Source organism: Marinobacter persicus (genome assembly GCF_900114155.1).
Taxonomy (GTDB): domain Bacteria; phylum Pseudomonadota; class Gammaproteobacteria; order Pseudomonadales; family Oleiphilaceae; genus Marinobacter; species Marinobacter persicus.
Genome location: NZ_FOSC01000004.1, coordinates 36,678 through 62,199, shown reverse-complemented (window position 1 = coordinate 62,199; position 25,522 = coordinate 36,678). Strand labels below are relative to the sequence as shown.

The window sequence follows — 25,522 nt, the reverse complement described above, 5'->3', positions numbered from 1 at the left end:
GCCCAGGGCTTAAGCAACCCTTAACCAAACCGGACAGAATTCTTAAGCTCGCCTTAAGCTTTCTGTGGCAGACTCTAGGGCGGTAGGGCAAACAGGGCGCAAGCGATGCGAATACTGCTGGTAGAAGACGATCACCCCCTGGCGCAAACCATGCTGGACATGCTGCGCGAGGACCAGAACACCGTAGACTGGTTGGACGACGGCCAACAGGCGGTGAACGCCATCGTGGAAGACTCGTTTGACCTGATCATTCTCGACCTGACCCTGCCGCGACTGGATGGCCTGGAGGTTGTGCGAAGAGCCCGGCAAAAAGGTAACCGGACGCCCATCATCATTCTGACCGCCCGCACCGAACTGGATGAGAAACTCCAGGGCCTGGACGCCGGTGCGGATGATTACCTCACCAAGCCTTTCGCCATGGCCGAACTCAAGGCGCGCATTCGGGCGGTGACCCGCCGTGGTGCCAATGGGCCCTGCCTGTCCGGACTTCAGGTGGGGCGCCTGACACTGAATACCGACTCCGGTCAGCTTATTCTCGACAACCAGGCCAACACCCTCCCGCGCAGTGAATTCCAGATCCTGCAATACCTTATGCGCCACCCGGATCAGGTGGCGACACGCCGCCGGCTGGAGGAACAACTGTACGGCTGGGAAGCGGGCGCGGAAAGCAATGCTCTGGAAGTGCACATTCACCACCTGCGCCGCCGGGTTGGCAAGAGCACTATCCGTACCGTGCGGGGCGTCGGTTACCTGCTGGACAGCGCTGCGGCAGAGGCCGAACCATGTCACTGACCCGCACCCTGATTTTGCTGGTGACCTCGGCCGTGCTGTTGATTGCCATGGTGGCCGCCGGCTGGAGCTATGTGGAGAGCAACCACGAACTCGAAGAACTGTTCGATGCGGAACTGGCCCAGAGCACGAGGATTGTTCAGGGCGTGGTCCGCCATCTTGTTGATACCCAGTCTGCAGACCAGCTCGCCACCACGCTGCGGGACACGCTCCAGCTACCTGACACCAGCCTCCCGGACGCCGAACTGGAGGCGGACCGGGACGAAGTTCTGCCCAACGGCGCAGGCCACAAGTATGAAAAGAAGCTGGCGTTCGAAGTCTGGAGTGCCGAGGGTGAGCCTGTTCTGGACACTTTAAAAGCGGACGACAGCGAAGGGCTGGTGCCGGGTTACACCTGGGCGGAATCCACCGGCTACCGCTGGCGAACCTTTACCCTTCATGATCCGGAGACCGGCTTCTGGATTCGCACCGCCCAACGGGAGGACATCCGCCAGGAACTGAGCCAGGAGCTGGCATTGGGCAACATCCTGCCCCTGCTGATCGCTCTGCCATTACTGGCTCTGGCCGTGATTGCCGCAACCCAACTGAGTTTCCGCCCTCTGCGCAGGCTGGAAGCGCCCGTGCGGAACATGGCACCGGAAAACATTCATCCGCTCGATGACCGCCAGGCCCCCAAAGAAGTAGCCGGACTGGTGCAGGCGGTCAATGGCCTGCTCAAGCGCCTGAATCTGGCGCTTGAACGGGAACGGCGCTTCTCGGCCGACGCTGCGCATGAATTGCGCACGCCCCTGTCGGTGTTGCGACTCAACCTGGAGAAAGCCTGTGCGGATAACCCGGAACAATTCCGCAGCCTGACCAGCGCGGTGGACCGAATGGTGCACCTGGTCGAGCAGATGCTGCTGCTGAGCCGGGTTGATGCCGGGCTGGACGGCAAGCCGGCGCCCCATAACCTGTCCGCCCTGATCGAGCAGAGCATCGCAGATGTGGTGCCATTGGCACTCAGGAAAGACATCGAGCCAACCCTGGAAGACGACACCGACGGCCAGGCCCAGGTGCCGTGTCACAGCGCACTGATGAACACCCTGATGCGCTCGCTACTGGCCAATGCCATTCAGTACAGCCCGAAACACACTATCATTACCACGCACCTGTCTCCGTCGGGAGAAGGCTATTCGATCACGGTGTGCGACCAGGGCCCGGGCATTCCCGAGACCGAGCGGGAACGGGCATTGAGCCGATTCGTCAGGCTCGACCAGCGCATAGGCGGCGGCGCCGGGTTGGGGCTGGCCATTGCCCGGCGAATCGCGGAATTGCATGGCGGCCAGTTATCACTGGCCAATCGGGCCGACGGGCAACCGGGGCTGTGTGTGCACATCTGGCTGCCCGCAGGATAACTCCCCCTGCCAGCCCTTTAAGGTTCAATTAAGGTCATCAACCGATAATCACTTCCGGACACCGGGGTTCTGGCCCCGACATACTCTGGGAGATCGGATAAATGGCTCGGCAACATACTCTGTCAGTGGTAATTCCCGCCAAAGACGAACAGTACAACATCGCCACCCTGCTGACTGAAACATTCAATGTTATGCGTGATCATCCCGGTTTCGAAGTCGTGCTGGTGGATGATGGCAGCAGCGACCGTACGCTCACTACGGCTATACGCACCGCTAATGGCCTGGGCGGCCGGCTTATAACGGTCCGGCATGAGCGAAGCATTGGACAAAGCGGAGCACTCGCGACGGGCATTCATCAGGCCCATGGCACGCTGATCATCACTATGGATGGTGATGGCCAGAATGACCCGACAGACATACCCGCACTCCTGCACAAAGCCAATGAACTACAAACACAGGCCGCAGATTTCTGTGTCGCCGGCTACCGTGTCAATCGCAAAGACACCGCCTGGAAACGCGTCCAGTCTCGCCTGGCTAACCGTGTTCGCAATATCTTTCTGCATGATGGGGTTCCGGATACGGGCTGTGGCCTGAAGCTGTTCCCGAAGTCCACCTTTCTTAAGCTGCCCTGGTTTAATCACGCTCATCGATTCATTCCCGCCCTGGTCAAAGGCCTTGGCGGTGACATAGCTGTTGTCGCTGTCAATCATCGCCCGCGGGTAGCCGGGCTTTCAAAGTACAACGCCTGGAATCGAGTCTGGGCCGGCATCCTCGATATGATTGGCGTAATGTGGCTGATCCACCGGACCCGTTCTGCACAGATCACCAGCATAACGGACAACACCAGCGATACGCTCTTCAAGGAGCAGGCTTGAAATGCTGCTAGTCGTGCGTTCGCTCGGATTTGCACTGCTGGCCCTGACCGGATATGTGGCAGTAGAGCATGGCTGGCTAGAGTTAATAAGCGACCAGGTTCAACTGGCCAGCTACCTCAACCATAACGGTCTCAGTGGCCTGATCATGGTTTGTCTGGCCGGGGGCCTGTTCACCGGGATTGGTGGCCCCCGACAACTGTTGGCTTTTGCGCTGGGCTTTGCTCTAGGAGGAGTGCAGGGAGTTGTGACATCAACCCTGGCCGCCGCTATTGGCGCTACGGGTTGTTTTTGGGTGGCTCGGTGGCTGCTGAGAGATGTGCTTTCAACACGCTTCGGGCATCGAATGCACTCGTTCAACAAGCTTTTTCACGAACAGAGCCTGCTGAAAATTCTGATGGTTCGGCTACTACCGGTCGGCAGCAACCTGCTGACTAACCTTGTCGCAGGCTGCTCTTCGATTCGCTTCCTACCATTTCTGGCAGGCAGCACGCTTGGTTACCTGCCACAAATGCTGGTATTCGCCCTTGCCGGAGCGGGCATGGGCCAGGCCAACCGTTATCAACTGGCTGTCAGCGCGCTTCTTTTCATTCTGGCTTCTGTCATCGGTGCTTATCTCTACCAGAAACAACGGAATCAATCCCTTGCACAGCCGGTCTCTGACCCATCCTGAGCTCATCTTATGCTTATCTCACGTACCCCACCGTTAACTGATGTACTGGATAATATTCCCCGCAACCGGCTGATGCTTTCATTACTTGCCTTCGCGGCGATCATGATCTTCAGCGGCATTGGCTTGCGCTCTCCGTGGCCGGCCGATGAACCACGTTTTGCGGAAGTCGCTCGTGAAATGGTGACCTCTGGCCAGTGGTTGCTTCCCATGAGAGGAGGCGAACTCTACCCGGACAAGCCACCCGTATTCATGTGGAGTATCGCCGCTTTTTTCTGGCTCACCGGCAACCTGAAGCTCGCTTTCCTGTTGCCCAACGCTTTGTGCAGCCTGCTCAGTCTCGCATTGGTGTTTAATCTCGGCACCCGCTTATGGAACCAAAGCACAGGCGCCCTCGCTGCCTTGTTGCTGATATTGGCTCCTCAGTTCCTGATTCAGGCTCAAAGAGCACAAATTGATGCCATGGTCGCCTGCTGGATCATGGTCGCCTGCTATGGCCTGATTTATCACTTTTTTATCCGACGATCATGGAAGTGGTACTTCACGGCCTGGGGATTCATGGGGCTCGGCATCATTACCAAGGGTGTCGGTTTTTTACCCGCCCTGTTGTTTGTGCCGATCATTGCACTGAAAATTCAGGATAATAGCCGATTTTCTGACAGCCTGACCTGGCGATGCGCCTTCGGCCCCGTGGTGATGGTTCTGGTTGTCGCTGCCTGGCTGATCCCCATGACTCTACAGGTCAGTCAATTGGGCACCGATGAAGCCCTGGCCTACAGGAACAACATCCTGTTCAAGCAAACTGGCGAACGGTATGCCGACTCCTGGGGCCACATCAATCCCTGGCATTATTACCTCTCGAGTGTTGTCCCCACACTCTGGTTTCCTTTGCCATTGTTGCTCCTGGCACTGGCACGTCCATTATTACGGGCCCTTCGCAGCCAACCCGTGATCCTGACAATGCTGGTATGGGTGGCGCTGGTCATTGCATTTTTCAGTTTGAGCCCTGGCAAGCGGGGGGTCTATATTTTGCCAGCCCTGCCACTTCTTGCGCTAAGCCTGGCGCCGATTTTGGCTGAGCAGAAGCCCGCACGATGGTTTTCCCCCGTTCTGACGGGAGTGCATAGCTTACTGGCCACCGCTCTGATAACCATCGGAATTCTGGCGTGGAACGATCACCCGCATCTGGTGGCAAAAATTACCGACTACACACAGAACCTTTCGCATCTGCACGAGGCAGGCACTCTGGTGTTCTGTCTCGGACTGGTTTGGCTGATTGGCCTTGTGAGGTTCTGGCGCTCGAGTGCCCTGGCAAGATTCTTTGTAGCCTTGATGATCAGCTGGCTGGTATTCACCACGTGGGGATATCGTGTTCTTGAACCACTACGCACACCCCGAAATGTTCTGGCGGCTGCCGAGCAGCATATACCCGCTCACGGTCAGTTAGGCATGATCAATTTCAGCGAGCAGTTTTTGTTATTTTCGAAACGGGATTTTACTCATTTCAGTTTTTTCAGCACACTTGAGCAGGAAAACCGCAACGCCTGGCTTTGGATGCAGGAGACTCCCGACAGTTATCTGATGGTTGAAGCCTCAGCCCGCCTGTCGTGCTTCACGATGAAAGGCGCGCATGCGCTGGGCACAGCGCACAGAGAGAGCTATCTCCTGCTCACCGATCAGCAGGCGAAAAGCGATTGCCCGCCTCCCCAACGCATCAGACACTTTACAACGCCTCGGCCAGGCGACTGGCTGGATTAAAGGGTTCTCCACCTGAAAAGAAGGCTTAAGCTGCGCCCTTGGGCAAAGTGACCGTTACCTGCAACCCTTGCCCGGAGGGGCCACGTGCCAGCTGGATATCGCCACCCATTGCCCGGACCAGGGTACGGGCAATGGCCAACCCCAGCCCGGCACCGCCGGTGTCCCGGCTGCGGGACTGTTCCAGGCGGTAAAACGGCTGGAACACCCGCTCGTATTCTGTTTCGGGAATACCCGGCCCCTGATCGACAATGGTCACAATTGCTTCGTGTTCCGAGCAGTCAAGGGATACCTCCGCCCGCTCGCCGTAATTCACCGCATTCTCGATGAGATTTCGAAGGGCCCGCCTGGCCGCTTCCGGCTGACCGTGAAGCACACACCTGGGGCCATCAGCCAATGTTACTGCCAGCCCCATCTCCTGCAGATCTCCACACAGACTGTCCAGCAATGATTCAAGGTCGTACTTGCGGTGCATCTCCGTTGTGCTGCCCCGAATGAAATCCAGGGTCGATTCCGCCAGCTGCTGCATCTCCCGCAGGGAATCCAGGAGCCGATTGCGGTCCTCGCCTTCCGGCAGCATTTCCACCCGCAGGCGCATGGAGGTGATCGGCGTTCTCAGGTCGTGGGCCAGGGCCGCCAGCAAACGGGCCTGGTCTTCCCGGGCCCGGCTAACTTGATGCTGCATCTCGTTGAAGGCACGGGTCACTTCCCGGATATCCTCGGGGCCCCGCTCCGGCGTCTCGATTTTTTCACCCCGCCCGAACGCTCGGGCGGCGCGGCTCAGTTCATTCACCGGGTGCAGAATGCGGCGAATCGCCAGCACGAGCGTTAACACCAGCAGCACCGCGGTAATACCCACGCTGGTGAGGGTCGCCTTGAGCCAGAGCCAGGAAGGCGCCGGTGGCTGGGCCCGGGCGTTAAGCCATTGCCCGGACGCCAGGGGCAGCGAGGCGGTCAGAATGGGCGGGCATTCGTGCCGGTCATCGTCCTCTTCGTGGTACTCGTCATCACGATGTTCGTCTTCTTCATCATGGTCTTCGTCGTGTTCCTCGTCATGATCGTCATCGTCCCGGTCATGATCTTCCTCACGATGACGATAACGGTCAGGCAGACACTCCTCTTCGTCCGCCTCCATGCTGGCGCGCATGCCGGTCGGGGGCGTTTCAAACTCCCGGGCCAGCCGCCCGGCCATGGCCGAACCCTCATCGCGGGGCAGGTAGGGTGTTGTGTCGATGGAAAGCTGCAGGGTCGGGCTGGAAAGCGCGCGCAGGACCCGCTCCTGGCGCTCCGGGTCGGTGGTATCCAGCAACGCATGGGCGTCGGCAACCCGCTGCAGCACGTGCTCAAGACTCGCACTGCGCAAGGCACCCTGGCGCTCACCCGCCAGTATCGCGATGGTGATGATTTGCGCCACCAACAGTACCAGGACCAGTAGCAGCGCCAGCTGCCCGGCGGCGCGCCGGGGCCAGAACCTCATACCGGGACCTCTTCAACATCTGCAATCCACTGGTAACCGCCGCCCCAGATGGTCTTGATCAGGCGGGGGTGGCGCGGGTCCGGGTCCATTTTCCGGCGTAGACGGCTGACGTGGTTATCAATGCTCCGGTCAAAGGCATCGGCCTCCCGGCCCAGGGTCAGGTCCATCAGCTGGTCCCGCGACAGCACCCGGCCGGCGTGTTCCAGAAACGCCAGCAACAGTTTGTATTCCGCCGTACTGAGCGACACTTCCACCCCTTCCGGGTCGGTCAGCTGGTGCCGGTCGACGTTCAGGGTCCAGCCATCAAAACACAAACACTGGCCGGCCATCGGACTGCGCCGGGGTGGCAATGCGGTGGCCCGACGCAACACCGCCTTGATTCGCGCCAGCAACTCGCGGGGACTGAAAGGTTTGGTCAGGTAATCGTCGGCGCCCATTTCCAGACCCACGATGCGGTCGGTTTCCTCGCTCATGGCGGTGAGCAGGATCACCGGCAGTTCGGTGTGCTCCCGCAGGTAGCGGCACAGGGTCAGGCCGTCGGCCCCCGGCATCATGATGTCCAGTACCACCAGATCAACGGCGTGATCCTTCAACTGGCGTTTCATGGCATCGCCGCCATCCGCCAGCAACACGCGCAAGCCGTGCTCCTGGAGATAACGACCCACCAGGTCGCGAATGTCGCGGTGATCATCGACCACCAGGATTGTGGACGTGGCGTTCACGGGGCACTCCCTCTGTGTACTGAGGCCCGATTATAGGGAACTGTGCGCCCGGCTTGGGCATGAGGTTGTCAAAAAATGTCGCAATACCGGCCGTTGAGACAATTTGCGACAAACTCGCCGTGGCTGCGAGACATTTCTGCGACGTTTGCCTGTTGGAATAACTCTCAACCAGCGATGACAACCATCGCGGTTCAATGGGTTCAATCAACAAGGAGTTCTGTCATGAAAAAGACCACGACAATTGCCGCTTTGTCCGCAGCCGCCCTGCTCAGCGCTGCGCCGCTGCTGGTATCGGCTAGCGACGATTACTGGGACGACGACCGCTACGAGTATCGCGACGACGACAAGCGAATGAAGTCAGACATGAAGCAGTACAGTTCCGAAGAAATGCGCATCATGGCCTATGGCCAGGCACTGCGCCGGTTTGGCCCCGGGGTGGAGGTGACCGTTGACGAGACCGATGACGGCACCTATCGCGTCCAGCTGCGCGATGCCGAAGACAACCTGATGCGTGAACAGGAATTCAACCGCTACGGCGCCCCCGTTCGTGGCGGCGGCCGGGATTGACACGTTGACTCACGGCGGGGGAATGGGGAATCCCCCGCCCGTGACCAGGGAGATTGATCATGACAATGATGGATACCGAAAACCGCTACGGCGCCGTGGCCCGGGCCCTGCACTGGGGCATGGCCGTTCTGCTTCTGCTCATGCTGGCCAGCGAGGTCTGGCTCGAGGCACTCGAGCACAGCTTTTCCGAACGCTCGCTGATGGACTGGCACCAGAGCCTGGGACTGGCGCTGTTTGCCCTGGTACTGTTCCGGGGCCTTTGGCGCTGGTTGAATCGCTCACGGGTACAACCACCGGCACACTGGGCCACCATGGCTCGGCTGGGACATCTGGCCCTGTACGCCCTGATGATTCTGATGCCACTGACCGGCCTGGCCACCTCATTGGGGGAAGGGGAAAGTGTCACCTTCCTGGGTTGGACCCTGTTCGGCTGCGGCCCGGAAATCGAATGGCTGGAAGACAGCGGCGAAGACCTGCACGAAGCACTGGCCAATGCCCTCTGGGTGATGATCGGCCTGCACGTGGCCGCCGCCCTGGCGCACCAGTACATGCTGGGGGACCGCATCATGAAGCGCATGGCGTGATCGCGCTTCTGGCAGCCCTGCGCAATGCCTTGAATTGACGCCATTCATCAAGGCTTCTTAACCGGTACAATGGGCGTTTTCACCAATCCCCGGAGACGCCCATGCCCACCGAGCCCAGCTTCAAACGCGAATGGCAGGCCTTCTGGCTGGCCGTGGGGTTTCTCACCCGCATCCCCATGCTGGCGCGCATCGACTACTCCCAGCGCCTGATGAACCAGAGCAGCCTGTATTTTCCCCTGGTGGGCCTGATGCTGGGCGTCATTTACCTGTGCGTGTACGGCCTGCTAAGCCTGGCCTTCAGCCCGCTGGTCTCGATCATCCTGGTGGTGATCGTGCACCTGTTCCTGACCGGCGCCTTCCACGAGGATGGGCTGGCCGACAGCGTGGATGCGCTGGGCGGGGGTTACACCGTGGAAAAACGCCTGGCGATCATGAAGGACAGCCGCATTGGCACCTACGGCACGGTAACCCTGGTGATGGCGCTGCTGCTGAAAGTGGCGTTGCTGGCCGAAGCGGAGCACATCTGGCTGGCGCTACTGGCCGCCCCGGCGGTCGCAAGGCTCACCCCCTTGCTGCTGATGGCCACACTCAACTACGTGACCGATCCGGATAAGAGCAAATCCAAACCGGTGGCGGATGGCTTCTCCACCGCCCGACTGCTGGCCGCCGTTGGTTTTGTCATGGTGCTTACGGGCACTCTCTCATTCTGGCAGCCGTTCCTGATCACCGGCACCCTGGCGGCGGTGCTGTTGGTGGCACTTTGCTGGGGCGCCTATCTCAAACGCCAGTTGGGTGGCTACACCGGCGATGCGCTGGGGGCTAGCGTAGTATTAAGCGAATTGGTGTTGTTGCTATTTCTCTAGAAGGCTGACTCAGCAGCTGTAAGACAGTTTGAGGTGGGTCTTTCCAAAACCGTGCGGAGCCATGGGTGAAGAGCGAAAGCTCTTCACGGGCTGGCCATGGAGGGCCTGCCCTGGACCTTCAGCGCGACGCAGGAGCAATAAGCGCTGAAGGGCGGAGCTCGAGCGGGACATGGACGTCTTTACAGCGTGTTTTGGAAAGACCCACCTCAGACTGTCCGACTCCATCAGCATGCGGTCAGTTATCCACCGTAAAAGAAACAATCCGCGACAGGTGACTGAACGGCAACCCGGTCTCCTCATGCCACTGGTTGAACGCTGCCTGCACCTGTTTCAGCCCCTTCTGGCTGGTGGGGGCGGCATCCAGAATCTCCGCCCGGGTCAGGGCGGTGACCACGTCCCGGGACAGGATGAAGCCGTCCCAGCCCACGCGGCGCAGGAAATACTGCGCAGATTTACCGCCCAGACGGCAACCATTGCGCTTGAGGTATAACAGCAACCCGGCCTGATCGATGCTGGGCCAATCGGCCAGGAAGCGGCCAAAGCTGCCATGATCCTTCACCACATCCATGATCATGCGGGCATTCTCCGGCACGGTGCGGATTTTCTGCAGGTTGCGCACGATGCGCTCGTCCTTGGCCAGTTCCTCCAACACCTCCGGTGGCACCTGCTGCCAGTAGGCCGGCACAAACCCCTTAAAGGCCTCTTCAAAATCGGCCCACTTGTTCTCGATCACCCGCCAGACGAAGCCCGCCTTGAAGATGCAGCGGGTCATCTCGGACAGGTAACGGTCGTCGCTGATTTCCGCCAGATGGCTTTTTTCCACCACGTAGGGAAGTAATGACTGCAGAGCAGCTTCACCGCCTTTCCGAATCAGTGCCTGGTCATAGAAAGTAGAGAATTGCATGCTGGCTCCTTTTAACTGCTCTGTATGCTCTATGCCGCGCATTGTACCCAATTCGGGACCTATCGTACCCAAATTGGGACTTGTCATACCCAAATTAGGGACTATAGTACCCAGGATAGGACTCCTGAATAGAGACAAGCATACCAATGCCCGGCACAAGTATCGGTGACGCCCTTTTTACCAAAACCCAACAACGCCTGTTGGCCATTCTTTATGGCCATCCAGACCAAAGCTTCTACCTTAACGAGTTGATGCGATTGGCTCAGGTCGGCCGAGGGTCCGTCGTAAGGGAACTGGGCAAGTTAACGGGCTCAGGGCTGGTCAGCATGACGTCGCGAGGCAACCAGAATCACTACCGTGCAAATACACAAAACCCGATTTTTCAGGATTTGGCAAACATCGTCCAAAAAACCTTTGGCGTAGCCGAAGTTGTTCAAAAAGCTCTGATACCGCTATCAGACCATATCAAACGGGCATTCATCTATGGCTCCATTGCCAAAGGCGAGGCCCATGCCGAAAGCGATATTGATCTGATGTTGATCGGCGACGAGCTCAGCTACAGCGACATCATGGAACTGTTGGCGCCTGCTGAGGAACAACTACAACGAACCATAAACCCCACGCTATACTCGGTATCCGACTTCGAAAAACGGATTCAGGAACAACAGAGTTTTGTGACAAGGGTATTAGAGCAACCCCGCATTGAACTGAATTTTCAGCATTAAACCACAAGGATCTCGCATGGAAGCACTTGATAACCTGGTTAAAATCCATCGTTTGAAGATAGAAAAGCCTGATAAAAAGGAATTTGAGGGCATGCTTCGTGCAGCCGACACCAAACTCCGGGACGCCAGTCTGGAAGGACTCTCACCCGACAGCCAGTTTTCTCTTGCCTATGGAGCTGCACATGCCTTGTCTCTTGCGGCATTGAGATGGCACGGCTATCGCTCCGAAAGCCGCTATATCGTTTTCCAATGTCTGCAACACACCGTGGGATTATCCAACGGAAAATGGCGGGTGCTGGATAAATGCCATTCCGCTCGCAACCTGGCTGAGTACGAGGGGCAGGTGGATGTGAACCCTCAATTACTCAAAGAGCTGATTGTTATTACCCGGGAACTCCAGAAGCTTGTTGAAGCTTTGCCTCCTATAAGGGACTGAGGAGGCCTTGGAGGCGGGTTTATTTCAGCGTTTCTTCAAACGCGACATTAGCTCCTGGTTAACCAGAGGCCCGGACCACTGGTTGCCATGCACCAGTTCCTCAAGCGGCAAGCGCGACCTCCAGCCCTTGGCCTGAAGCTCCGGCTGGTCCAGGAATTCGCTGACATAGCCCAGGCACAGGTAGGCCAGCGGGTAGACGTGTTCCGGCAATTGCAGGATCTCCGCCAACCGTTCCTGGCTCAGGATGCTGACCCAGCCCACGCCGATGTTTTCCGCCCGGGCCGCCAGCCACAGGTTCTGTACCGCCAGGCAGGTGCTGAACAGGTCCATTTCCATAATGGAGTTGCGCCCGAGCACGTTCGGGCCGCCCCGGCTGCGGTCGCAGGTGATGCACAGGTTGATGGGGCTGTCGAGAATGCCCTGCAGTTTCAGGCTCTGGTAGCGCTCCTTGCGTTCGCCCTGATAGTTGGCGGCCGCCCGGTCGTTTTCGGCGTTGAAGCTGTCCAGCACTTGCCGGCGCACATCCACGCTGTCGATGACGATAAAATCCCAGGGCTGCATGAAGCCCACCGAGGGCGCGTGGTGAGCCGCCTCCAGCAAGCGGGCCAGCACCTCGTCGGGAATGGCATCGGGCAGAAACTGGGAGCGCACATCTCTCCGTTCGAAAATGGCCCGATAGAGACCTTCCCGCTGTGCTTCGGTAAAGGTTTGGTTTGAATCGTTCATAAACCCAGCTGCCTTTTCAGGGCGTTGGTATCCAGACACTGCTCCACCTGGTCCGCCAGGCGGTCGAGCTGTTGCAGCCGGTGGGCCTGGTAATCCACGGACCGTGCATCGCCGGTTTTCAGGCCGGCCCACTGAAGAAAGGCCTCGCAGGCCTCGGGCTCGTCGAACAGGCCGTGCACGTAGGTGCCCAGAATCTGGCCATCCTCGCTGATGGCTCCGTCCGGGCGGCCATCCAGCTCCGCCACTGGCCGGGCCAGGGCCGGGCCTTCGGTGACGCCGTTGTGCATCTCGTAGCCCTGCATGATGGGCGCGTTCTCCCCGCCTGAAGCGGCCAGGTTCAGTGGGCCGGAGACATAACGCAATTGCTTACCCGGCACCATACGGGTGGTCATGGCCAGCCAGCCCAGCCCCTCGGTGCTGCCCGGTTCGCCTTCCAGGCCCTCCGGGTCGTCCACCCGTTGCCCCAGCATCTGGAAGCCACCGCAAATCCCCAGCAATTTTCCCCCATAACGCAGGTGTCGGCGAATGGCCTCGGGCCAGCCCTGCTGTTTCAGCCAGGACAGATCGTGTCGGGTGCTTTTGCTGCCGGGCAGGATAATCAGGTCCGCCGGGGGGATAGGCTCGTCCGGACCGACAAACATCAGGTCCACACCCGGGTGCAGGCGCAGGGGGTCGAAGTCGTTGTGGTTGCTGATGCGTGGCAGCACCGGCACCACCACCTTGAGCGCACCCGCCTCACTGGTTCCGGCCGCAGCGACGCTGTCTTCCGAATCAATCACCAGGCCATGCAGGTAGGGCAGCACGCCGAACACCGGCTTGCCTGTGCGTTCGCGCAGCCAGTCCAGCCCCGGTTCCAGCAGGGCGATGTCGCCCCGGAAGCGGTTGATGACAAACCCGGCAGTGCGCGCCCGCTCGCTCTCGGAAATCAATTCCAGCGTACCTACCAGTTGGGCGAACACGCCGCCTTTGTCGATGTCGCCCACCAGCAGCACCGGGCAGTCCGCCGCTTCGGCAAAACCCATGTTGGCGATGTCGTTGGCTCGCAGGTTGACCTCCGCCGGGCTGCCGGCGCCTTCGGCGATCACCATATCGTATCGCGCACTCAGCGCCTGCCAGCTCTGCATCACCGAGTTCATGGCCTCGGCCTTGTAGGCGTGGTAATCCAGCGCGTCCATGTTGCCATGTACGCGCCCGCGCAGGATCACCTGGGCTCCCCGGTCGCTCTGGGGTTTGAGCAAAACCGGGTTCATATCGCTGTGAGGCTCCAGCCCACAAGCCAGCGCCTGTAGGGCGGTGGAGCGACCAATCTCGCCACCGTCCACGGTGACGGCGCTGTTCAGAGCCATGTTCTGGGGCTTGAACGGCGCCACCGACACCCCCTGGCGGGCCAGCCATCGACACAGGGCGGCAACCACCGTGGTCTTGCCGGCATCCGAGGTAGTGCCCTGCACCATCAGCGTGGCCATTTACAGCTCCACACCCTTCTGGGCCTTGATGCCCTGGTCCTTGAACGCGTGCTTGACCACGCCCATCTCGGTGACGGTGTCGGCCAGGTCGATCAACTCCTGCGGGGCATGACGGCCGGTGACCACCACGTGCTGCATCTCGGGCCGACCCTGAAGATCATCCAGCACCCGGTCCAGGTCGATGTAGTCGTACTTCAGGGCGATGTTGAGTTCGTCCAGCAGGATCAGGTCGTAGCTGTCATCCTTCAGCATGGCGGCGGCGATTTCCCAGGCGGCGTTGGCGGAGGCCACGTCCTGCTCCCGGTTCTGGGTGTCCCAGGTGTAGCCTTGGCCCATCACGTGGTAGTCCACGTTGGGCAAATCCCGGAAGAACGCTTCTTCGCCGGTGCTGAACGCGCCCTTGATGAACTGCACGATGCCCACTTTCATGCCGTGGCCCAGGGCCCGGGCCACCATGCCAAAGCCGGAACTGCTCTTGCCCTTGCCGGGGCCGGTCATAACCAGCAGCACACCCTGTTCGTTCTGGGCGCGGGCAATGCGTTCCTGCATGATTTTCTGTTTGGCGGCCATGCGCCTGGCGTGGCGTTCGGGTTCTTTTGCGCGCTCTCGCATGATGGCACTCCTTATTGGGATGATGAATGGGTAACGGCGAAGGATTCGCCCCGGAAAATCGCAGCCACGAGGGCCGGGGCCGAGGGGAAGTAGCCATGGAAGTAACTGGCCGTCAGCGTGCCCTGGCGATACACCGCCTCGCCTTCGGAGCCGGCCTGCTTGCGGGTTCGGGCAGCCGGCTGCCACGGCGTTTCCAGGGTGGAATGGTGATACGTATGGCCCCGCAAATCACCCAGGTTCGTGTCCAGACTTTGCAAGCCCAGCGCCTTCAGCCGACCCGCCATGATGGCCCGGCCAGGCAGCAGACCCACCAGGGCATGCTCGCCGCCTTCCTTGTCCACCAGGGTTTCAGCGCAGGCCATCAGGCCGCCGCATTCGGCCAGTATCGGTTTGCCCGCCTGATGAAAGGCACGAATGGCCTCCAGCATCGGGGTGTTGGCGGCCAGTGTCGCGGCGTGCAATTCCGGGTAACCACCCGGCAGCCAGAGGGCGTCCGCCTCCGGCAGTTCGGTATCCGCCAGCGGTGAGAAGTAGTGCAGCTCCGCGCCCATGGCTTCCAGCAGGTCCAGATTGGCCCGGTAAAGAAAGCTGAACGCGGCGTCGCGGGCGATGGCGATGTGGTGGCCTTCCAACAGGCGTTCAGACGCTGTGGGTGATTCCGCGCTGAGCTCCACGGGCTTCGGCAGCGCGTCCAGCCCGGCGGCTTTCAACACTTCGGCGGCCTGGTCCAGGCGGTCACTCAAATCCGACAGCTCGTTGGCCTGCACCAGCCCCAGGTGACGGTCCGGAATATCCATGGCCTCGTTACGGGGAATCGCACCCAGCAAGTCGATGCCTTCCGGCAGACTCTCTTTAAGGAGCTGGCCGTGGTACGGACTGCCGATCTTGTTGGCGATCACCTGAAGCACCGGCAATTCCGGATCAAACCGGGCCAGGCCGAAGGCCACCGCACCGAAGGTCTGGGCCATGCCCTTGGCATCGATAACCGGCAGGGCGGGAATCCCGACCAGTTTGGCCAGGTCGCCACTGCTGGGGTCGCCGTCGAACAGGCCCATGGAGCCTTCCACCAGAATCAGGTCGGCGGTCTGCGCCGCCTCGGCCAGCCGCCAGCAGCATTCGCTCTCGCCAGTCATCCAGGGGTGCAGTTGGTAAACCGGGTTACCGGAGGCCACTTCCAGCACCATGGGATCCAGGTAGTCTGGGCCGTGTTTAAAGACACGCACATTCAAGCCGGCATTACGGTGCAGGCGCGCCAGGGCGGCGGTGACCATGGACTTGCCCTGGCCGGAGCCGGGGGCGGTGATCATTGCTGCGGGTACAGTTGCTCTCATAAATACCAATTTGTCCGAAAGTAAGGGCGTAAGCAGAGGTCGGGTACCGCCTTCCGGGACACGCGGTAAATACATCCCTGTACGCTCGACAAAAACATCCCTGTTTTTGACGGTCCCGGAAGGCGGTACCCGACCTCTGCGCCAATCCATGGGGGCTTGTCTGCAGCATCCATGCTGCAGACAGTCTCGAGAGGCGTTACCCCACTCCCTCGACATAAACTTTTGCTAGCCTCGTTTTGGTACAAAAAATGGCGCGCCGTCCACTTCCACCGTGGTCAGGTCCTGGTTGTACAAACGCTCCAGTGCACTTGGCACCAGCATGCGTTCCGCCCGGCCCCAGCAAGCTTCCCCATCCGGGTACATCAGCAGGATATTGTCGCACCAGCGAGCGGCCAGGTTCAGGTCGTGCAGACACATGAAGATGGCGTTGCCGGCTTTCGCCCTTTCGGTCAGCAGTTTCATCACCGCCACCTGATGGTGTAAGTCCAGATGGTTCGTGGGCTCGTCCAGCAACCAGGTGTGGGGCGCCTGGGTCATCAGGGTGGCGATGGCCACGCGCTGGCGCTCGCCGCCAGAAAGGGTGCTGACGAGGCGGTCCTTCAGGTGCAGCACGTCCAGGGCTTCCAGGGCACGCTCGGCCATGGCCACGTCATCGGCGCTTTCCATCTGCCAGGGGGAGAGCCAGGGGTGGCGGCCGATCAGGGCGGTTTCCAGTACCGTCGCCGGAAAGCCGTCCTGGTGATCCTGGAAGACCAGGCCTACCTGCTGGGAAAACGCCCGGCGTTTCAACGTGCCCGTGGGCTGGTTGTCCAGGCACAGGGAACCGGCCCGGGGTGCCCGCAGTCCGGCCAGGGTGTGCAGCAGGGTGGTTTTGCCGGCGCCGTTCGGGCCCAGGACACCCCAGATCTGGCCCGGTTCGATAGTTAAATCCAGAGGATAGCCGTCCGGGCGATGGGGAATGTCGATCACCAGCTGTCGGGTGCTCAGGGTCTGCATGGTCGGGCGTTTGGTGACAACCATCAGCGGCTCCGGTACAGCAGGTACAGGAAGGTGGGCACGCCCAGCAGGGCGGTGATCACTCCCACCGGCAGTTGTTCCGGGGCGATGACTACCCGCGCCAGGGTGTCGGCGAGCACTAACAAAGTACCACCGGCAAAGGCGCACGCGGGCAGGATCAGGCGCTGGTCATTGCCCAGCACCAGGCGCAGCATGTGCGGTACCACCAGCCCGACAAAGCCGATACTCCCGGCCATGGTGACGGCTGTGGCGGTCAGGAGGCTGGCCAGGAGGTAGATCAGCCACTCCATGGGCCTTACGGAAATGCCCAGGGCGGCAGCCTGGAGGGGGCCACGGGCCAGTACGTTCAGGCTGCGGCCCAGGGGGATCACCACCAGGCAAATCAGGGTCAGCAAGACAAGACCCGGCCAGGGTGTTCTGGCGTAGGAAACGTCGCCCATCAACCAATACAGCATGCCCGGCAGTTCGCGGGCAGGGCTGATGGAGAGCATGAGGGTGATGACCGCGCCCCAGCCGGCAGCGACAACAACACCGGTGAGCAAAAGGCGCGAGGGCGTCCAGCTGCCGGTGCCATGGGCCAGACCAAAGACCATCAGGGTCGACAGCAGAGCACCAGCGAAAGCGGAACCGGATACCAGCAATCCACCCAGCCCCGCCAGCATGGCCAACAAGGCGCCTACCGCAGCGCCACCGGACAGGCCCAGCACGTAGGGGTCGGCCAGCGGGTTGCGCAGCAACACCTGCATCAGTGCGCCAGCCACGGCCAGCAGGCCGCCGGTGGCAAAGGCCGCCAGCGTTCTGGGCAGGCGCAGTTCAAGCACCAGGGTCCGGTGCAACGCCGGCGCATCGCCAAACAGCACCGCACCAAGATCCGTCAGCGTCAGGGCCACGCTGCCAATGGCCACAGACAGGCCGATGGCCAGCAAGCTGGCCAGTGCCAGAATGACCAGGGGCACACCAATAGGACGAGTCAACAGCACACTCCGGGATCAGCGACGGCCACGGGCCACCTCGAGTTTTTCACAGAACAGCCGGGTACCTTCCAGCATGCGCGGTGTAGGGCGCTGCACCAGTGATGGCGGAATGAAAAACAGGTTGTCCCGCGCCGTCGCGGTCATGTCCGGAAAGTCTTTCCAGCGGGTCAGCCAGTGACGATTTTCCTCGCCCATGCCGCCGGCCAGGATGGCCTCCGGGTCGGCGGAGATCACCGCTTCCGGGCTGATTCGGGGCACCAGGCGGTCCAGGTCGCCAAAGACATTGTCGCCCCCGCACAGCTGAATCATCTCACCGATCAGGTGCTCATCGTTCACGGTCATCAAGGGTTGGTCCCAGACCTGGTAAAACACCGGCACCGGCTCTGCCTCTGCGTACTCGGTGCGCAGCTCATCAATACCCCGGCGGAAACGCTGGGCCTCGGCAAAGCCCTCTGTTTCTGTATCCGCCAGAGTGGCCAATTGCTCGATGGTGGTGGAAACCGCCTCAAAATTACGCGGTTCGATGGAAAATACCGGCAAGCCGAGCTCTTCCAGCATTTCCACCTGTTCCTCCGGATTGCCCGTTACCCAGGCAATGACCAAATCCGGCTCTAGCTCCAACAGACGCTCCATGTCCAGCCGGGTGTGGCTGCCCACCTTGGGCACTTGCCGCGCGGCGGGTGGGTAGTCGGAATAGTCCACCACAGCCACCACTTTTTCACCGGCACCGGCCGCCCAGGCCAGCTCCGTGGCACCGGGCGACAGGGCGGCAATCCGCTTGGCCGGCTGGCCGAGGCAGAGCTCACGGTCCCGGGCATCGGTGGCGCAGACTTCAGCCATGGCCGGAGCTGCCCACCAGGCCAAAACACACAGTGAGACCATCACCAGATGTCTGGCCCGCGCTTGTCGTGATTCACTGATGCTGGATACCGGGTTCATCATGCGATTGCCTGTGCCAGCGGGTTACTGGAAGTCGTAGCGAACGGTGAGCATGGCGGTGCGGCCGGCGGTAATGTAGTAAACCCCGTCGGATTTCTCCGAAATTTGACGTTCCTTGTCGAATACATTCTTCACAGATAGTTTGCTGGACCAGCCCGGCGCGAAATTCCAGCCTGCTCGTAAATCAAGGGTTCCATACCCAGGTAAACGATCATCGTTGGCTTCGTCATCGTAACTGTGGTTCGCCGCAACCAGCGTAGCTCCCAGGTTCCAGGTATCAATCTGCTTGCTGAGATCCAATTTCAGTGTCTGGGTGCTTCGGTGTTCAAGATCCTTGCCATTCGCTTTGTTTTCAGGATCCATCAACGAGACAGAAGCTTTACCGGTCCAACCGTTTACCTTTAACCCACTCTGCAACTCCAATCCACGAATTCGCGCTTTGTCCACATTCTTTGGTGACATCAGCCCGCTCGAATCGGTTTCGAGCGCAATCAGGTTTTCCACATCCAACTGATAAGCTGCTACGTCCCAGAACCATGTTTGGTAGTTACCGCTAAAACCAAGCTCCAAGGTCTCGGACTCTTCCGGCTCCAGTTCAGGGTTACCTGAATAAGAAGAATCGGGGCCATACACCTCAAGCGGATAATAGAGGTCATTAAATGTGGGCGCTCTGAATGCCGTTCCATAACTCACACGCATCCGATGGGAACGATCAAACTGGTGACCCAACGCAATTGCACCTGTGTCGTTCGTTCCATAGGCCTCGTTATCGTCGCCACGCAAACTCAACTGCAGATCCGACGGGCCGAAATTCAGCCGCAACTGACCGAATAATGCAGCATTGGTTCGGCTGGTTTCATCAAACGCTGTCGTGCTCTTTACTTCGTCACTCATAAGTTCCGTGCCTACTGCGAACTCATGCACATCCCAGGTCAGAGTATTGGTCCAGCGGGCTATACGCGTCCGAGTATTGAATTCAGAACCCCAGGCAAGGTTTTCAGTCTCATCCCGTGACTCAGAGAACTGGACCCTTTGACGCCAATAATCATTCACCGGAGCATCCAGACTGGCTCCGACGGTGCGAAGCAGGTAATCAATTTCCCCGCCGTCATACTCGGTTGACCCGCCGCTCTGGAACATCATGACGCTAGCCTCGCCACCACTATGAAACTCGTGAGCCACGCGGCCAACACCTGAGGTATTGCGATAACCTTTATCTTCACCGTCGGTTACCACGGCCGTGCCGTCGGTTTCCCGGTGGACACCACTCAAACTGACACGGGTATTGCCAAATTTCCCACCAACACCGGCAGCGGTTTTCTGTGTATCAAAGTTACCCGTTCCAGCCTCGATCCAACCGGTTCTATCCTTCTCAGGGTCCAGGGTAAACGCCTGCACAACGCCACCGAGAGCATCTGCCCCGTATAGCGAGCTTTTCGGACCACGCACAATTTCTACGCGCTCAACCAGTTCGGGCGGAAAATATTGCCAGGATGCACCTCCGGATGTTGCAGAGTGCAGGCGAACGCCATCAACCATGAAAAGTGTGGAGGCATTACTCGTGCCACGAGTGTATACACTCGTTGTTTTACCAAACGAGCCGTTGGTTTTAACAGAAACACCTGGCTGCCCATGCAGCAAATCCTGGAAATCATTCGGCGCCTTCTCCCGAATCTCCTCCTCATCAATCACCGTCACCGATGACAAACTCTCACCCACGGTACGCGGGCCGAGCGTCGCGGTGACCACAATGGGGTCCAGTTCTGAAGTGTCATTGGAGGATTCGGATTCGTTAGCCTGGGCAACAGCAGAAGCCAGTGGCAGTAATGCAAAAGAAAGCGTGGAGCAAAGAAGGGCCGGGGAGGCCTTGGAAATACCCATAATCATTTCTCACCATCAAGTCGTGCTGCACCCGCACGACAGTTAACGTTCGGGCTGCAGAGGCAAGAAATGGGGGGATGAAGAAAGGAGCGCGGATTATCGCACGGGGAAACACAGGCCTTCACCCACCGTTGCCGCCCTCCGCAGCATTTGGTGTGTTATCAGGCCGGTCTCCGGGCTCTTGAGCCGGTTCCGGGGCTGGAACCGCAGCCATCGCCTTCCCGTGTGTCAGCACAGTGGCGCCATCGATGGCTGTTTACTCAATTACCGTTGCGGGGGCAGCGCCGGACTAGCTCAAAAGAAAAGGTTTGAGCGCACCGGCTTCCCGTTTCACCCCTGGCAGCTTTGCCAGGGACACCTGAAAACGCGGGCAAGGCTAACAATTGGTTAATGTCTGGTCAATGACATTTGGCAAGGGCGGCGTCCAGCCTGCGCCACTGAGCCTCGTCGTCCGGCAGGCCAACCCGAATGGCGGAGGGCGCTTCAAACCGCCGGACAAGAACCGCCTGCCGGGCCAGCGCCTGATGAATACCCGCAGCGTTCGGGTGAGCGAGGTAGCGGAACAATTCGGTACCCGAACTCTCGCCCAGGCCATGCGTTAACAGCAATTGATGCAACCGGTGGGCGGATTCACGCAATCGGACATCTGCCCGGCGCTGCCAGGACTCATCCCCCAGGGCCCGTTGCATGACATAACGGGCCGGACCGCTCATGGCCCAGGGCCCGAGCCTGTGAGCCAGGGCTGAAATCACCTCGTCACTGCCAAGCACGGCTCCGGCCCGCACCCCCGCCAGGCCGAAGAACTTGCCCAGTGAACGCAACACCACAAGGCCTGCCGTGCCGGTAAAGGGTGCCAGGCTCTGGTTCCCGCCAGGAGCAACAAACGCCTCGTCCACCACCAGTGTGCCGCCCCGGCTCTGAAGACGCTGGTGCCACTGCCGCAGATGCCCGGCCGGGATTGCCAGACCAGTGGGGTTATTCGGGTTGATCCACACCAGCACGTCCACGGAATCCAGCCAACGGTCATCCCGCTGAACCCGGTCCAGGGCAACCGGAACTGTCTCGTGCCCGGCCCGGCGCCACCAATACTCATGTTCCCGATACCCGGGCACCGGAATACCCACACGGCCGCGCGGGTATAACTGCGGTAATAGCTGGATGGCCGCCTGGCTGCCGGGCACAGGCAGGCAAGACGCGGCAGCAGGGGCGCCGGACCAGTGGCGAATCGCGGAGGGCAAATCATCGTCATCCTCCGGCAGGCGCTGCCAGACCGAGGCAGGGATGGCGGGAACCGGCCAGGAAACAGGATTGATGCCCGTCGACAGGTCCAGCCACTGATCTTCAGGAATGCCCCATTGCCGGGCCGCCCGGGCCACCCGGCCGCCGTGCTCCGGCAGGCTGAGCTGGTCTGGACGACGATTGCCCAGGGGGTCTCGCATCACTGCCCTCCGGAGAGACTGTAAAACACGGCGGCAACCACCAACACCACCAGCCAGAGTACGACACCCCGCTGCACCAGACGGATGGCGTTGTCCACGGTGGCCGCCTGCGGCGCCGGACCATTACCCAGAACCGGACGCTGCTTAACGCCAGAGGCATAAGGCGCCGGCCCGCCCAGGGTCACAGCCAGTGCACCAGCACCCGATGCCATCACCGGCCCGGCATTCGGACTGTCCCAACTCCGGGCCTGCTCGCGCCAGCAGCGCAGCGCCAGACGGGTTCGCCCCACCAGGGCGTAGGTCAGGGCGGTCAGACGGGCGGGAATCCAGTTCATGGCATCATCCAGCCGGGCGGCGCATCGGCCAAAATACAGAAAACGAGCATTCCGATAGCCCCACATGGCATCCAGGGTGTTAACCAGGCGATGCAGAATCACGCCGGGCAGTCCCGCCAGCAGAAACCAGAACAGGCTGGCGAATACCGCATCGGCGCCGTTTTCCAGCATGGATTCGGAAGCCGCCGCTGCCACACCCTGCTCATCGAGTGCTGTGGCATCACGGCTGACGATAAAGCCGACTTTGCGGCGAGCCTCATCCAGATCACCTCTGGCAAGCGGCTCGGCCACGGCTCGGCCGTGCTCAGCCAGACCCCGCAGTGACAGGGCGAACCACAACACCAACGCCTGAATGATCAGCAACCACCATCCCGTTAACCAGACTTCGGCCAGTAAGGCGAGCGCGAAAAAGGGACCACACACCACCAAGAGGCCGAAGGCACCAGCCAGCACCGATTTGCCGGAGCGGCCCGGCTGCCGGTTCAGACAACGCTCGACCCGCACAGCCAGGTTGCCGAAGCCGACCAACGGGTGCCAGTTACGCGGCTCGCCAAGCAGATGATCCAGCAGGAGTGCCGAGATACACACGATCACCGGCATGACCCAGATTTCCACAATTCAGGCTCCTTGAACTAATTGCCGGCAAGTCTACCCGACACGTCCCTCAACTTGACAGCCAAACCACCCCGGTAGACCATCCCTCGCTTCACCGGCCATCAGGAAACACCCCATGCCACTGCCCACCAGTTGCACCCAACCGCCCCCCAGGCCAGACGCTCGCCTTGCCGACAAGGCCCGCGAACGCCAACAGGTGCTGACCAAGCCACCCGGGTCTTTGGGCAGGCTGGAGCAGCTAGCCATTGAGCTGGCCGCGTTGCAGGGTAGTGAAAGCCCCTCCGTGGACCGGGTGCACATTTCTGTATTCGCGGGCGACCACGGCGTGTGCGACGAGGGTATTTCCGCCTTCCCCCAGGCGGTCACCGCCCAGATGATTGCCAACTTCGCCAGCGGTGGCGCGGCCATCAGCGTGATGGCCCGGGAGCTGGGCGCACAACTGGAAGTGGTTAATCTCGGTACCGTGGGCGAAGTACCGGCGCTTCCCGGCGTATGGCATCAGGTGATTGCTCAAACCAGTCAGAACCTTGCCAAAACCGACGCGTTAACACACGAACAGCTGCAAAAAGCTATGAACGCCGGCGATCAGGCGGCTCAACGCGCCGCCGACAACCGGGCCCGGCTTTTTATTGGTGGCGACATGGGCATTGGTAACACCACCAGCGCGGCTGCCCTGGCCTGCGCCCTGCTTGACCGCCGCCCCGAAGAACTGGTTGGCCCGGGCACGGGCCTGGATGCCAAAGGCGTCAGCCACAAGGCCCGGGTCGTACAAACCGCGCTGGAGCGTCACGGGGAAGATCGTGAACCACTCAGCGTACTCGCCTCCCTCGGCGGTTTCGAAATCGCCGGGCTCACAGGTGCCATACTGGGTTGTGCCGCCCGCCGGATTCCGGTTCTGGTGGACGGTTTTATTGTCTCCGTCGCGGCCCTGGTCGCCACCCGTCAGCAACCGGGCGTGCGGGACTGGTTGCTGTTCAGCCACCGCTCGGCGGAACCTGGTCATCAATCGGTGCTGGCAGCATTGAACGCGGCTCCCCTGCTGGACCTCCACATGCGACTGGGCGAAGGCAGCGGCGCCGCCGTGGCCGTGCCGCTGTTACGCACAGCCTGCGCCCTGCATAATCAGATGGCCACTTTCGCCGATGCCGGCGTCAGCGACAAACCCGGAGCCTGAATGAGCACCACCACTGTGATCGACATGATACGCCACGGCGAGCCCGAAGGGGGCCCCATGTTCCGGGGCAGCCAGGACGACCCACTAAGCACCAAGGGCTGGCAGCAGATGCGGGCGGCAGTGAGCAACGATGACAATTGGGACGTCATCGTCAGCTCCCCCATGGCCCGATGCAGGGCGTTTGCGGAAACACTCGCCGAAGAACGCGGGCTGCCACTTCATGTGGAAAACAACCTGCGGGAAATCGGCTTTGGCGAGTGGGAAGGCCTGACCGCCGAACAGGTTCAGCAGGGTTATGGAGACCAACTCAATCGTTTCTGGCAGGATTCAATCAACCACATCCCACCGGGTGGCGAACCGGTGCCGGAGTTCTATCGGCGGGTGACCGAAAGCTTCAGCCAATGGCAGCAAAAACTGGCGGGCAAGAAGGTGCTGGTGGTCTGCCATGGCGGCGTAATCCGCATGGTGCTGGCCGACATCCTCGGCATCCCCCTGGAACGTTCATTCACCGGTCTGGCCGTGCCCTACGGCTGCCGCGCCCGCGTTCGCGTGGATCAGTCGGAATTCGGCACCTTTCGAAGCATGCTCAGCCTCACGCCGGTGCCGGACCTTTAAGGGTCAGCGGCAAGCCCGCCACAGACATCACCACCTCGTCACAACGCTCGGCCAGAGCCTGATTCATCCAGCCCAGCTCGTCGGCAAACCGGCGGGTCAGGGCATCCATGCCGATGGTACCCAGACCCACTTCGTTGGTGACCACCACCAGGTCACCCGGATAGTCCGACACTTCCCGCAGGAACAATGCCTTCTCCTCGCTGAATACCTCGCCACCGGCAAACAGCAGATTGCTCAGCCAAAGGCTCATACAGTCGATCAGCAGCAGGGGTGGCTCGCACGGCTGCTTGCGGAAATCCGACAACACTTCTCCCAGGCGCAGGGGCTCTTCCACCAGCCCCCAGTCATCGGGGCGAAGCCGGCGATGCCGCTCGATACGGGCAGCCATTTCATCATCGCCGGCGGTGGCCGTAGCCACATAAAACACCGCCGGGCCCGCCTGCATGGCCCGCTGCTCGGCCAGCCCGGTCTTGCCCGAGCGGATACCGCCGGTAATCAGTACTTTTTTGCACATTCTCTGCCTCCAACACGCTGATTCTGCGGCAAAGGTACACCAGCAAAACCGACAGCTGCTATAGTTGCCAGACACAATAACAGCCGGCAACCAGACCGGCACAGGAACCCGGCGACCAACACGGAG

Annotated in this window: 26 protein-coding genes and 1 riboswitch; of the genes, 12 read left to right on the top strand and 14 right to left on the bottom strand. The window is 60.5% G+C overall.

Going from position 1 to position 25,522, the window contains the following annotated elements; translation table 11 throughout:
- The first annotated feature begins 105 nt into the window (after positions 1-105).
- From BMZ63_RS05330 to BMZ63_RS05310, 5 genes are all read left to right on the top strand, one after another.
- Positions 106-792 (top strand): response regulator, encoded by a 687-nt coding sequence (locus BMZ63_RS05330; protein ID WP_091702686.1) that lies wholly within the window; start codon positions 106-108, stop codon positions 790-792.
- Positions 783-2,183: an ATP-binding protein gene (locus BMZ63_RS05325; protein ID WP_091702682.1), complete on the top strand. Its 1,401-nt coding sequence runs from the start codon at positions 783-785 to the stop codon at positions 2,181-2,183. Before BMZ63_RS05330 ends, BMZ63_RS05325 begins: the two co-directional genes overlap by 10 nt.
- Positions 2,184-2,284: 101 nt before the next feature.
- Positions 2,285-3,058, top strand: a complete 774-nt coding sequence (locus tag BMZ63_RS05320) for a glycosyltransferase family 2 protein (RefSeq protein WP_091702679.1) — start codon at positions 2,285-2,287, stop codon at positions 3,056-3,058.
- A gap of 1 nt (position 3,059) precedes the next feature.
- Positions 3,060-3,728: a TVP38/TMEM64 family protein gene (locus tag BMZ63_RS05315; RefSeq protein WP_091702676.1), complete on the top strand. Its 669-nt coding sequence runs from the start codon at positions 3,060-3,062 to the stop codon at positions 3,726-3,728.
- Between the two features lie 9 nt (positions 3,729-3,737).
- Positions 3,738-5,483: an ArnT family glycosyltransferase gene (locus BMZ63_RS05310; RefSeq protein ID WP_091702673.1), complete on the top strand. Its 1,746-nt coding sequence runs from the start codon at positions 3,738-3,740 to the stop codon at positions 5,481-5,483.
- A 25-nt stretch (positions 5,484-5,508) separates the two neighbouring features.
- Here BMZ63_RS05310 and BMZ63_RS05305 read toward each other — a convergent pair whose 3' ends face one another.
- Together BMZ63_RS05305 and BMZ63_RS05300 are read right to left on the bottom strand one after the other, a co-directional pair.
- Entirely contained in the window at positions 5,509-6,957 is a 1,449-nt protein-coding gene (locus BMZ63_RS05305; protein ID WP_091702670.1) for a sensor histidine kinase, read from the bottom strand.
- On the bottom strand, positions 6,954-7,679 hold the full coding sequence (locus BMZ63_RS05300) for a response regulator (protein ID WP_091702667.1): 726 nt from the start codon (positions 7,677-7,679) through the stop codon (positions 6,954-6,956). The genes BMZ63_RS05305 and BMZ63_RS05300 overlap by 4 nt, the downstream gene beginning before the upstream one ends.
- 222 nt (positions 7,680-7,901) lie before the next feature.
- Between BMZ63_RS05300 and BMZ63_RS05295 the strand changes: the two genes are divergently transcribed.
- The 3 genes from BMZ63_RS05295 (at position 7,902) to cobS (ending at position 9,693) form a co-directional block, all read left to right on the top strand.
- Positions 7,902-8,246: a hypothetical protein gene (locus BMZ63_RS05295; RefSeq protein ID WP_091702664.1), complete on the top strand. Its 345-nt coding sequence runs from the start codon at positions 7,902-7,904 to the stop codon at positions 8,244-8,246.
- Between the two features lie 59 nt (positions 8,247-8,305).
- Positions 8,306-8,830 (top strand): cytochrome b, encoded by a 525-nt coding sequence (locus BMZ63_RS05290; protein WP_091702662.1) that lies wholly within the window; start codon positions 8,306-8,308, stop codon positions 8,828-8,830.
- Positions 8,831-8,931: 101 nt separating this feature from the next.
- Positions 8,932-9,693: an adenosylcobinamide-GDP ribazoletransferase gene (cobS, locus tag BMZ63_RS05285; protein WP_091702659.1), complete on the top strand. Its 762-nt coding sequence runs from the start codon at positions 8,932-8,934 to the stop codon at positions 9,691-9,693.
- Positions 9,694-9,928: 235 nt separating this feature from the next.
- Here the strand turns inward: cobS and BMZ63_RS05280 are convergent, their stop codons facing one another.
- Entirely contained in the window at positions 9,929-10,597 is a 669-nt protein-coding gene (locus BMZ63_RS05280) for a DNA-3-methyladenine glycosylase I (RefSeq protein WP_091702656.1), read from the bottom strand.
- A gap of 146 nt (positions 10,598-10,743) precedes the next feature.
- On the opposite strand from BMZ63_RS05280, the gene BMZ63_RS05275 reads away from it, so the two are divergent.
- Both BMZ63_RS05275 and BMZ63_RS05270 read left to right on the top strand, forming a co-directional pair.
- Positions 10,744-11,322 (top strand): nucleotidyltransferase domain-containing protein, encoded by a 579-nt coding sequence (locus BMZ63_RS05275; protein WP_091702653.1) that lies wholly within the window; start codon positions 10,744-10,746, stop codon positions 11,320-11,322.
- 16 nt (positions 11,323-11,338) lie between these two features.
- Positions 11,339-11,758: a hypothetical protein gene (locus BMZ63_RS05270; RefSeq protein ID WP_091702650.1), complete on the top strand. Its 420-nt coding sequence runs from the start codon at positions 11,339-11,341 to the stop codon at positions 11,756-11,758.
- A gap of 24 nt (positions 11,759-11,782) precedes the next feature.
- On the opposite strand, the gene bluB is transcribed toward BMZ63_RS05270, so the two are convergent.
- From bluB to cbiB, 10 genes are all read right to left on the bottom strand, one after another.
- Positions 11,783-12,484: a 5,6-dimethylbenzimidazole synthase gene (bluB, locus tag BMZ63_RS05265; protein ID WP_091702648.1), complete on the bottom strand. Its 702-nt coding sequence runs from the start codon at positions 12,482-12,484 to the stop codon at positions 11,783-11,785.
- On the bottom strand, positions 12,481-13,950 hold the full coding sequence (locus tag BMZ63_RS05260; protein ID WP_091702645.1) for a cobyric acid synthase: 1,470 nt from the start codon (positions 13,948-13,950) through the stop codon (positions 12,481-12,483). Before BMZ63_RS05260 ends, bluB begins: the two co-directional genes overlap by 4 nt.
- Positions 13,951-14,562 (bottom strand): cob(I)yrinic acid a,c-diamide adenosyltransferase, encoded by a 612-nt coding sequence (gene cobO / locus BMZ63_RS05255; protein ID WP_091702642.1) that lies wholly within the window; start codon positions 14,560-14,562, stop codon positions 13,951-13,953. It lies immediately after the preceding gene.
- Between the two features lie 11 nt (positions 14,563-14,573).
- Positions 14,574-15,893 carry a cobyrinic acid a,c-diamide synthase CobB gene (locus BMZ63_RS05250; protein WP_091703172.1) on the bottom strand — a complete coding sequence of 440 codons (1,320 nt, stop codon included), beginning with the start codon at positions 15,891-15,893 and terminating at the stop codon, positions 14,574-14,576.
- 225 nt (positions 15,894-16,118) lie between these two features.
- On the bottom strand, positions 16,119-16,889 hold the full coding sequence (locus BMZ63_RS05245; RefSeq protein WP_091703169.1) for an ABC transporter ATP-binding protein: 771 nt from the start codon (positions 16,887-16,889) through the stop codon (positions 16,119-16,121).
- Between the two features lie 23 nt (positions 16,890-16,912).
- A complete protein-coding gene (locus tag BMZ63_RS05240; RefSeq protein ID WP_091702640.1) occupies positions 16,913-17,884 on the bottom strand; it encodes a FecCD family ABC transporter permease in 972 nt (323 codons plus the stop codon).
- Positions 17,885-17,899: 15 nt separating this feature from the next.
- Positions 17,900-18,826, bottom strand: coding sequence for a cobalamin-binding protein (locus tag BMZ63_RS05235; protein WP_227663458.1), 927 nt, complete (start codon positions 18,824-18,826; stop codon positions 17,900-17,902).
- Between the two features lie 21 nt (positions 18,827-18,847).
- The gene (locus BMZ63_RS05230; protein ID WP_091703164.1) at positions 18,848-20,704 is read right to left on the bottom strand and encodes a TonB-dependent receptor domain-containing protein; all 1,857 of its coding nucleotides are present in this window, start codon (positions 20,702-20,704) and stop codon (positions 18,848-18,850) included.
- 147 nt (positions 20,705-20,851) lie between these two features.
- Positions 20,852-21,081, bottom strand: a riboswitch (cobalamin riboswitch).
- 21 nt (positions 21,082-21,102) lie between these two features.
- The gene (cobD, locus tag BMZ63_RS05225) at positions 21,103-22,143 is read right to left on the bottom strand and encodes a threonine-phosphate decarboxylase CobD (protein ID WP_091702637.1); all 1,041 of its coding nucleotides are present in this window, start codon (positions 22,141-22,143) and stop codon (positions 21,103-21,105) included.
- Complete coding sequence (cbiB, locus tag BMZ63_RS05220; protein ID WP_091703161.1) at positions 22,143-23,078, bottom strand: adenosylcobinamide-phosphate synthase CbiB; 936 nt, start codon at positions 23,076-23,078, stop codon at positions 22,143-22,145. The genes cobD and cbiB overlap by 1 nt, the downstream gene beginning before the upstream one ends.
- 130 nt (positions 23,079-23,208) lie before the next feature.
- Between cbiB and cobT the strand changes: the two genes are divergently transcribed.
- Both cobT and BMZ63_RS05210 read left to right on the top strand, forming a co-directional pair.
- On the top strand, positions 23,209-24,267 hold the full coding sequence (cobT, locus tag BMZ63_RS05215; RefSeq protein ID WP_091702634.1) for a nicotinate-nucleotide--dimethylbenzimidazole phosphoribosyltransferase: 1,059 nt from the start codon (positions 23,209-23,211) through the stop codon (positions 24,265-24,267).
- Positions 24,268-24,882 carry a histidine phosphatase family protein gene (locus BMZ63_RS05210; RefSeq protein WP_091702632.1) on the top strand — a complete coding sequence of 205 codons (615 nt, stop codon included), beginning with the start codon at positions 24,268-24,270 and terminating at the stop codon, positions 24,880-24,882.
- Here the strand turns inward: BMZ63_RS05210 and cobU are convergent.
- Entirely contained in the window at positions 24,860-25,396 is a 537-nt protein-coding gene (cobU, locus tag BMZ63_RS05205; protein WP_091702629.1) for a bifunctional adenosylcobinamide kinase/adenosylcobinamide-phosphate guanylyltransferase, read from the bottom strand. The genes BMZ63_RS05210 and cobU overlap by 23 nt on opposite strands.
- Positions 25,397-25,522 lie beyond the last annotated feature (126 nt).